Source organism: Mesorhizobium sp. LSJC285A00, from assembly GCF_000503155.1.
Taxonomy (GTDB): domain Bacteria; phylum Pseudomonadota; class Alphaproteobacteria; order Rhizobiales; family Rhizobiaceae; genus Mesorhizobium.
In genome coordinates this window covers 1-8386 of record NZ_AYVK01000083.1, presented here as the reverse complement: position 1 = coordinate 8386, position 8386 = coordinate 1, and the positions used below count along the sequence as shown (strand labels likewise).

Here is an 8386-nt window from a genome sequence, read left to right as displayed (position 1 = left end):
AGCCACGTCGTGCCGAGCACGATGACGGCGACCGCGCCGAGGCTCGACCCGGCGGAAACGCCGATCAGGCCGGGATCGGCGAGCGGGTTGCGAAACAGGCCTTGCATGACCGCACCCGATACGGCCAGTGCCGCCCCGATGAGCACACCGAGAAGTACGCGCGGCATGCGGATATCGTAGACGATCAGCCGGTCGCGGGCACCAAGCGCGGCGTCGTCCGGCATGGTGCCGGTCAGCCAGTCACGAATGACAGCAACGGCCGATGCATCGGAAGCGCCCGACCTCAGCGACAGGAACATCGAAAGGGCAAGCGCCACACACAGGAGCACAATAACCAGGCGAGCGCGCCCGGAACGATCGCCCTCGGCCACCTTGCCCGCCGCGCCGGTGATCGACTGATCCACCATCGGCTCAGTCCGTGACCTGGCTGCCATAGAGCGAGGCGGCCAGATCGTGGATGGCATCGGCCGTGCGCGGCCCGAAGCCGAGCAGATAGCTGCCATCCATCAGGATCAGTTTGCGGCCTTCACCCGCCGGCGTCGAGGTGATCGACGGGATGGCGAACAGCTCGGCCTCCGCAATCGGCGGTCCGGCATTTTTCATCGCCAGGATCACGTCCGGCCTGGCGGTTACGATGGCCTCGTCGGACATCTGCTTGTAGCCGGAAAAACCTTCGACGGCGTTGACCGCACCGGCGAGCTTGATGATGCCATCACCGGCGGTGTCGGTGCCGGCGGCCAGGATCTTGCCGCCCTGGATCGACAGCACGAACAGGATGCGCTTGCGCTGCTTGATCGACGCCGTCTGCTTCTCGGCCGCCTTCAGCTTGGCGTCGGTCTCAGCCACCAGCGTCTCGGCCTTGGCGTCGACGCCAAGCGCCTTGCCGACGATGCGGATCTTTTCCAGGATGCCGTCATGGCTGTAATGCTCGGGCACGTCGATGAACGGAACGCTCGATTTTTTCAGCACATCGACCGCTTCCTTCGGCCCACTGCCATGCAGCGCCAGAATGCCCGAAGGATTGACCGACAACACGCCTTCCGGCGACAGCTGGCGCATATAGCCGACGTCGGGCAGCGCGACCGCGGCGGCGGGGTAGCGGCTGGTCGAATCGCGGGCGACGAGATGACCTTCCTCGCCAAGCGCGTAGACGATCTCGGTGATCGAACCGCCGATCGCCACGATCCGCGACGTGTCGGCCAACACGGCCACGTTCTCGCTGGCCGGCACTGGGGCGGCAATAAACAGCGACAGGCCCATGGCCGCGGCAAGCGTCCTGAACAGTGAAATCATCGTCGTTTCCTCAGGCTGCGGTCGGGCTTGGAATGCGCGGCAGGTTCTCGGCAAGGAACCGCCAGTCGTCGCGCTCGCCCTCGCCTTCATGGCGCTTGCCGAAGAACTGGATGATCATCTTGCCGTCGGCGCCATAGGCTTCGAGCGAGGTGACATGACCGTCCTTGGTCGGTTTGCGCACCGCCCACACGTCCTGGATGTGGTCGGTGCGCAGATGCAGGTGGAACGTCTCGTCCATCACGTTGATCCACGGCCCCATCGGCCTGATCGACTTGACGGGACCGGAATGGATCTGGATGCAGCCTCGGTTTCCGACAAAACACATGATCGGCATGCCGTCGGCGGCGGCATGGTGGAACATGGCGCCGATGGCGTCATTGTCGAGCAGCCAGGCATAGTCCTGGCCGACCATGCGCACGGCCTGGCGGCGGGTGAGCTTCAGCGTTTTCAACATGCCAAAGAACTGATGCACGTCGGTCAGCCGGCTCCAGCGGTCGCGCAGATCATCGATGTCTGCGGCAATGCCCGACGTCTCCGCGTCGTCGTCGGCCAGGCCTGCGATAGACACGGTCGCCTCCTGGTTCGGCGATTCGAGTGCGGCCACGAGCTTCTGGTAGGCATAGAGATTGGACGCCGGCCGCAGATGCACCTTGTGCACCGCATCGCCGGCCGCGTCGAAGAATTGCAGGCTGCGGCGGATGTCGCCGCCGTCGCGCTTTTCCACGGCAAAGCCATGCGCCCAGACTTTGGGAAAAATGCGCAGGTCGATGTTTTCGCCCAGCACCATGGCGTTGTGCGTGCCTGTGACAACCTTGTCGTAGACGCCGATCTTCTCGTGCACCGCGCTTTCGTTGCGGGTCAGCGCCATCACTTCGCCGACGGCGTCGAGGCCGGTCAGAAGATCGTTGACCCTGGGCTCGACGCGCACGACGCCGTCGCCGCAATGCGCGGCCGCCAGCTCGGCCTCGGAAATACCGAGCTCGGCGGCAAGATCGCGCTCGCGCGCTTTCGGATTGTCTGCCCGCGCCCGCCGGATTTCATGCGGGGCGGGTTTTGCGCGCTGGTCCATGTCCTGCTTACCTGTCTGCCGTGTTTGGTCGTTTCGTCACTTGTTGAGGATGAGCTTACCCTGGCGGGTGATCTTCAGCCGATAGAGCGCGCCATGGTGCTCGATGCCGATCTCGTGCTCGCCCTGGAACAGCGTGTTGGAGGACAGCGTCCGCACCGCCAGCGGCACCCGGTCGAAGCGGGTCGGCGTCTCCTCGGAACGGCGGACGCGGTAACGGAAGTCGTTGGGATTGTGGGTGTTCATCTCTTTCGATGCCTTTCCTGTGCCGGGCAACTGGCTAGGCGTTGCAAAAATGCCGATTCATTTCTTGACTCGCATAATCATGTTTATTAGTCAGTGCAATACCGGACCAAATGAGTCAACATTTAAGACGCCGGACAGAATGAAAAATGCCAGCGAGCACCAAGCCAGCCAGCATCGAATCTGGAATTTTGGAGTTGGGGCATGGGCTTGGGAAATTGTGGACCACTGGGTCTGGCGAACGCCGATCGGGTGCATCGGCCTATGGCAAAGGCAATGGCAGCCTTGCTTGCGGGGGCAGCGACGATCGCGCTGCTGACATCGCCGGCCAGCGCTCAGCCGGCCGCTGACCAGGCCGACCAGACCAGGAAAACCGAGGACACCAAGCCGGCGCCCGCCGGCGCGACCCTGCTGGACAAGATCCTCGTCATCAGCCGCACCGGCGAGACGGCAATCGAATCGCTGGCCTCAGCCAGCCATGTCGACCAGGAACAGCTCGACCGCCGCATGGCGACGACGCCGAACGAAATGCTGCTCGGTGTGCCTGGTGTCGCCGTGCAGGCCGATGCGCGACGCGTCAGCTCCAGCATCAACATCCGCGGCCTGCAGGATTTCGGTCGCGTCGCCGTCATCGTCGACGGTGCCAGGCAGAATTTCCAGCGCTCAGACCACGGCACGCAGTCGACCTTCTATGTCGATCCCGAGCTCATCAAATCCGTTGACGTCATTCGCGGACCGACCGCCAACACCTACGGCTCCGGCGCCATTGGCGGCGTCGTCTTCTTCGACACCAAGGATGCGGTGGATTTCCTCAGATCGGGCGAAACCTGGGCCGGCTCCGTCACCGGGCGCTATGAAAGCAACGGCAAGGGCTGGACCGCCAGCGCCAGCGGCGCCTACAAATTCAACGACGATTTGGATGTGCTGGGCAACATCGTCTACCGCGACTACGGCGACTACAAGAATGGCAGCGGCGACACCGTCGCCGGTTCCGGTTTCGACGTGCTGAGCGGCCTGCTCAAGACCACAATCCGCCCGAGCGAGAACAGCGAATTGAAGCTCGGCTGGGTCGGCTCGAGCGACGGCTGGACGGAAACCAGCGGCGGCGTGCCGGCCAACGACGTCGACCTGAAGTCGAACACCTTCACCGCCCGCTACAACATCACTGACGACGCCAAGAGCTGGCTCGACCTCCACATCAACGCCTCCTACAACAAGACCAATCTCGACCTCACCACGCTGGTCCCGCAGAACCGCTTCGATCCGTCGACCGGCCTTCCCGTGCTGCTGCCCGTCGGTTCGACCTCGACCTTCGACGTTGGCACGGCCGGCGTCGACATCTGGAACACGTCGCGCTTCGAAACAGCCGGTGTTGCGCACGAATTGACCTATGGCGGCGACTGGGTGGGTGACGATGTCGAGACCGGCGGCACCGCCGGCGGCGACAGCTTCTACACCCCATCGGGCAAGCGTAGTGTTTCGGGCGCCTACATCCAGGACAAGCTCACCTGGGACTGGCTCGAGGTCATTGCCGGGCTGCGTTACGACAATTACAGCCTCGAAGACAGCACCCACGAAACGTCAGGTGATCGTCTGTCGCCGCGCATCACCGTTGGTGTCACGCCCTTCGAAAGCGCCAGCCTGGCGGGCCTGCAGTTCTATGGCACCTACGCGGAAGGCTACCGCTCGCCGTCGCTGACCGAAACGCTGATCAGCGGCAACCATCCGGCGGGCGTCACCTTCCCGTTCCTGCCCAATCCGAACCTGCGGCCAGAAACCGGCAAGACCACTGAATTCGGCGTCAACTACAAGCTGAACGACCTTATCGAGGCCGGCGACGCGTTCCGGCTCAAGGCCGGCTACTTCCACAACGATGTCGACGACTACATCGAAGGCGTCACGTTGTCGGCATTCGACCCGACCAGCGGTTGCCCGTTCGGCCCCGGCATCCCGATCTGCTTCCAGTACCAGAACGTCGCCCAGGCCAAGATCAACGGCTTCGAACTGGAAAGCGTCTACGATGCCGGCTGGGGCTATGCTGGCCTCTCAGCCTCGATCATCAACGGCCACACCATCTCCGATGAAGGCGAGCGGGCCGACCTTGCCACCATCCCGTCCTCGCAGGTCACCGGGCAGCTCGGCTTCCGCTTCCTTCAGGACAAGCTGACCGTCGGCGGCGAGGTGCAGTACAACGGCAAGCCGAAGGGCAACCCCGTGGCCAAGGATTATACTCTGGTCAACGCCTTCGCCAGTTACCAGGCCACCGACAATCTGAAGGTGGACTTCCGCGCCGACAATTTGTTCGACGTCAAATACACCAACCCGCTGAACGGCGGTACCACCGCCGTCATCTATGAACCCGGCATCACGCTGAAGCTGGCCGCAACCATGCGCTTTGGAGGCTGACACCCATGACAAGTTTGACGGCATCGCTTCGCCTCCTGACCTCGACGCTGGCGATGTCGCTTGGCTTGATGCCGGCGTGGGCTCAGTCCGCGTCGGCTCCGCAACTCAGCCTCGAGCTCAATGCCGCGCAGCCCTCCGAAAAGGGTTGCCGGCTGACCTTCGTCGTCAACAATGCGCTCGGCGCCGATCTTTCCAAGGCGGCATTCGAAATCGCGCTGTTCAACGAGGCCGGCATTGTCGACCGCCTGAGCGTGCTCGACTTCAAGGACCTGCCGGCCGGCAAGACCAAGGTGACCCGCTTCGACCTCGCCGGCACCGACTGCACCAAACTCAGCCGCGTGCTGATCAACAGCGCCACCGAATGCGCCGGCGTCGAACCGGGCGCCTGCATGCGCGGCCTGAAGACGCAGACCAAGACCGGTATCGCATTCGGCGTCTGAGGTGGGCCTGCATCCCGCCTTCCTGCACGACAATGCGACACGACCCGTCGCAGCTCCGCCGTCATGGCCGGCAACCGATCTTGATTTGACAATCCCACCCCGCTCGCGGCAGGTCTCGCCGCGAACCATGCAGGACATCACCCCCCTCCCCGACGCCGGCAACGAACCGGCGATTACGATGGACGAGCTCGCACAGCCGGCAGCCGCGGACCGCAAATGGACTGTGGCGATCGTCGCGTCCTGCCTGCTCCATGCCGCTGCCGCAGCGGCGTTCTTCATCGGACCCGCAGGGACATTCGATTCCAGTAACGCGATACAATCCGAAGGCACCGACCAATCGGGCGCCGAGGTGGTCGGCAGCGCCTTGGACAGCCAGGCTCCCGACGCGGTCGATGTTACCCTGGTAACCGATCCGCAGCCGGCCAAGCCCGAGGCCGTTCGACCCGTGCCGCCGACCGAGGCGCCTCAACCGGTAAAGGAGCCGGCGGCGCCCAAGCCTGCGCCGGAAGCCGCCGAACAGGCGACCGCCGCGCCAGATACACTGACGGCCGCCATCCCGAATGATCAAACTGTCGCCCCAAGCGCTGAGACGTCGACTCCACCAGGGGTTCAAACGCAAAGTTCAGAGGCACCGCCCGCCGACGAGCCCGCCGTTGATTTGCCTGCTGCCAAACCACCAGTCCCGAGCCCGCGGCCGACCCCTCCAGCCGGATCTGGAGATACCCGCGGTGCGGCAGATGGCGAAGAACGCGACGCACCGGCGGTTGCCAGCAAGGGTAAAAACCAGGACGCGGCTGGCAATGCGATGGAATCTCGTTACGGCGGTGAAATTCAAAAGAAGCTTGCCCGCGCTAACCGGCGCGTTTCGAAGGAAATTCAAGCCAAGGCTCGCAACAATGCCAGGGTCTATTTCGTCGTCATGGCTGACGGCAGCGTCAGCGACTTGCAGCTTGTCGAAAGTTCAGGGTCTGCCGAACTAGACCAATTCGCTTTGAAACTGGTGCGCCAGCAAGCCCCGTTCCCGCCCATTCCACCCGAGACCGGATTATCAAGTTGGGTGTTCAGGGCGCGGATCGGTCCGTTTTAACCAGCTCGCAGACCTTCGCCAAATCGTCCATCAATTCAAGAGGAAGCCCAATGTACATCGCCATGAACCGCTTCAAGGTCCAGAACGGCTCGGAGACCGCTTTCGAGGATGTCTGGAAGAACCGCGATTCGAGCCTCTCGGAGATGAAAGGCTTCAGGGAATTCCACTTGCTGCGCGGCCCGGTCAACGAGCCCGAGGGTTACACGCTATTTGCCTCGCACACGGTGTGGGCAAGCCATGAGGATTTCGTCGCCTGGACCAAATCCGAGAATTTTCGCGCCGCCCACCGCAACACCGGCACGTCGAAGGTGCACTATCTCGGCCATCCGCAGTTCGAAGGCTTTTCGGTCGTCGAAGGCGCCTGATTGAGATTTCACCCGTCGACGAGATCTGACGACGGGCAGATGCCGTCATGTTCCGGTTGAATTCCGGCCGCCCAGTCGCTGAAGCCACTGGGCAATGTGCAGGCGCAGCCGCCGCCAGGGCTGTCCGCGTGTCAGGTAGCGCGCCAACCGCGGATCACCGGCCAGCTCCGGGAATTGGCGCACATGCTGCGTCAGGAATGCAGCTATGAAATTGCGCCCGTTGAGATCGCTGAGCCAGGCAGAATTCGCCAGCAAATAGTCTGCGGCATCCGCCGCCAACACGCTCCTGTAGCTCCTGTATGCAGGCGTTTGCCGCACATTGCCGCCGGCAAAGGCAGTTCCGGTGGACAGGTTGGAGCCATGCAGGCGATAGAGGCCGAGACCTTCTGACAGGATGAGGCTGCCGCCGGCCTGGTGCGCGAGTGTCGCCGTCAGATAATCCGTCCCGACCTTGGCCTTGAACGGGAAGGACAATACCGGTTCCAGCGCGCCACGCCGGTACATGATCGCCGAGCATTGCGACCACAGCCAGCCCGTCACCGCAGGTGCGAAATAGGTTACCGGATGCTCCGATGCGTAGGCGATCCCGGGCGCCATGCCGGCAAGCCGGCCACCGGGCGCGATGGCGACGCCACTGCGATCCGCTCCGGACCGCGGTTTGCGCAAGGCAAGGAAGGTACCGCCCAGCAAGGTGCCGTCGCCATCGACAAGGAACACATCGGAACTCGACAGTGCGGCCGAATGCGTCGTGTTGAGGTGGGCGGACAGATGCGCGAGGAGAAAATCCGGCAGCCACACGTCATCGGCGTCGAGAAACGCGACGAAGGGCGCGTCGGTTGCGGCAAAGCCGTCGCGGAATCCCGCGGTCTGGCCGCCATTCTCCGTGCGCGCCAACAGGCGCAGGCGCGGGTCGTCTATATCCCTTAGAAGCTGTCGGACATGGTCGGCCGAGCCGTCCGTCGAGGCATCGTCGACGATGACGCATTCCCAATTCCGGTAGGTCTGCGCAAGCACCGAGCGGATCGCCTGTTCGACGTACGGCCGATAATTGAAGCAGGTGATGACCACCGCCACGCGCGGCAGCTCAAACGGTCGGGACGTGTCTTCCATCTGTTCGGCTGCCCCGCTCGAGTTGCTCTCTATCCCTTGCGCATACCCTTGCAACCCGACGCAGGCAAGCGAGCCGCGAAAAGCCCCCTAGGCCGCCGCGAGCAGGCTGGCATTGCCGCCGGCGGCCGTGGTGTCGACGCAGACAGCGCGTTCATGCGCATAGGCCGCCGGGTTGAGCACCTCGCTGACCAGCGGCACGATCGGCCCGCTGCGGTCGGCAATGACCTTGCGCACGATCCGCGCCGCCTCGGGCCTGCCCGAGAAGGCGACGACATGGACGCGCAGCGAACGCGCTTCGACTGGGTCTGGCCGACCGTCTATGGCCGCCAGCGGCAACCCCTTGCCGGTCAGCGCCGACAGTGCCGCCGGCGCGCTC

10 protein-coding genes are annotated in these 8386 nt (G+C 63.7%); 4 read left to right on the top strand and 6 right to left on the bottom strand.

All coding sequences use genetic code 11. The annotated features are described in order from the left end of the window. The 4 genes from X726_RS137575 to hemP form a co-directional block, all read right to left on the bottom strand. Positions 1 to 407, bottom strand: a 407-nt coding sequence (locus X726_RS137575; RefSeq protein WP_023673863.1) for an iron chelate uptake ABC transporter family permease subunit, incomplete at its 3' end; no start/stop codon positions are given. Positions 408 to 411: 4 nt separating this feature from the next. Beyond that, positions 412 to 1293: a hemin ABC transporter substrate-binding protein gene (locus tag X726_RS137580; protein WP_023673862.1), complete on the bottom strand. Its 882-nt coding sequence runs from the start codon at positions 1291 to 1293 to the stop codon at positions 412 to 414. Between the two features lie 10 nt (positions 1294 to 1303). Next, on the bottom strand, positions 1304 to 2362 hold the full coding sequence (locus X726_RS137585; protein ID WP_023673861.1) for a hemin-degrading factor: 1059 nt from the start codon (positions 2360 to 2362) through the stop codon (positions 1304 to 1306). 36 nt (positions 2363 to 2398) lie between these two features. Beyond that, positions 2399 to 2605: a hemin uptake protein HemP gene (hemP, locus tag X726_RS137590; protein WP_023673860.1), complete on the bottom strand. Its 207-nt coding sequence runs from the start codon at positions 2603 to 2605 to the stop codon at positions 2399 to 2401. A gap of 273 nt (positions 2606 to 2878) precedes the next feature. On the opposite strand from hemP, the gene X726_RS137595 reads away from it, so the two are divergent. The 4 genes from X726_RS137595 to X726_RS137610 all read left to right on the top strand — a co-directional run bounded on the left by X726_RS137595 (position 2879) and on the right by X726_RS137610 (position 6900). Next, positions 2879 to 5008 carry a TonB-dependent hemoglobin/transferrin/lactoferrin family receptor gene (locus X726_RS137595; RefSeq protein ID WP_031215636.1) on the top strand — a complete coding sequence of 710 codons (2130 nt, stop codon included), beginning with the start codon at positions 2879 to 2881 and terminating at the stop codon, positions 5006 to 5008. 5 nt (positions 5009 to 5013) lie between these two features. Next, complete coding sequence (locus tag X726_RS137600) at positions 5014 to 5448, top strand: hypothetical protein (RefSeq protein WP_023673858.1); 435 nt, start codon at positions 5014 to 5016, stop codon at positions 5446 to 5448. Between the two features lie 127 nt (positions 5449 to 5575). Then, positions 5576 to 6535, top strand: a complete 960-nt coding sequence (locus tag X726_RS137605) for an energy transducer TonB (protein ID WP_023673857.1) — start codon at positions 5576 to 5578, stop codon at positions 6533 to 6535. A gap of 50 nt (positions 6536 to 6585) precedes the next feature. Next, the gene (locus X726_RS137610; protein ID WP_023673856.1) at positions 6586 to 6900 is read left to right on the top strand and encodes an antibiotic biosynthesis monooxygenase; all 315 of its coding nucleotides are present in this window, start codon (positions 6586 to 6588) and stop codon (positions 6898 to 6900) included. Between the two features lie 45 nt (positions 6901 to 6945). Here the strand turns inward: X726_RS137610 and X726_RS137615 are convergent, their stop codons facing one another. After that, on the bottom strand, positions 6946 to 8010 hold the full coding sequence (locus tag X726_RS137615; RefSeq protein WP_023673855.1) for a glycosyltransferase: 1065 nt from the start codon (positions 8008 to 8010) through the stop codon (positions 6946 to 6948). Positions 8011 to 8097: 87 nt separating this feature from the next. Continuing rightward, positions 8098 to 8386: hypothetical protein (locus tag X726_RS01000000167770; RefSeq protein ID WP_033002114.1), on the bottom strand; the 289-nt coding region annotated here is incomplete at its 5' end.

Excerpts from the sequence above, each read along its gene's own strand:
- X726_RS137580 (WP_023673862.1), bottom strand. The coding sequence starts at position 1,293 with ATGATTTCACTGTTCAGGACGCTTGCCGCGGCCATGGGCCTGTCGCTG.
- X726_RS137585 (WP_023673861.1), bottom strand. The coding sequence starts at position 2,362 with ATGGACCAGCGCGCAAAACCCGCCCCGCATGAAATCCGGCGGGCGCGG.
- hemP (WP_023673860.1), bottom strand. The coding sequence starts at position 2,605 with ATGAACACCCACAATCCCAACGACTTCCGTTACCGCGTCCGCCGTTCC.
- X726_RS137595 (WP_031215636.1), top strand. The coding sequence starts at position 2,879 with ATGGCAGCCTTGCTTGCGGGGGCAGCGACGATCGCGCTGCTGACATCG.
- X726_RS137600 (WP_023673858.1), top strand. The coding sequence starts at position 5,014 with ATGACAAGTTTGACGGCATCGCTTCGCCTCCTGACCTCGACGCTGGCG.
- X726_RS137605 (WP_023673857.1), top strand. The coding sequence starts at position 5,576 with ATGCAGGACATCACCCCCCTCCCCGACGCCGGCAACGAACCGGCGATT.
- X726_RS137610 (WP_023673856.1), top strand. The coding sequence starts at position 6,586 with ATGTACATCGCCATGAACCGCTTCAAGGTCCAGAACGGCTCGGAGACC.
- X726_RS137615 (WP_023673855.1), bottom strand. The coding sequence starts at position 8,010 with ATGGAAGACACGTCCCGACCGTTTGAGCTGCCGCGCGTGGCGGTGGTC.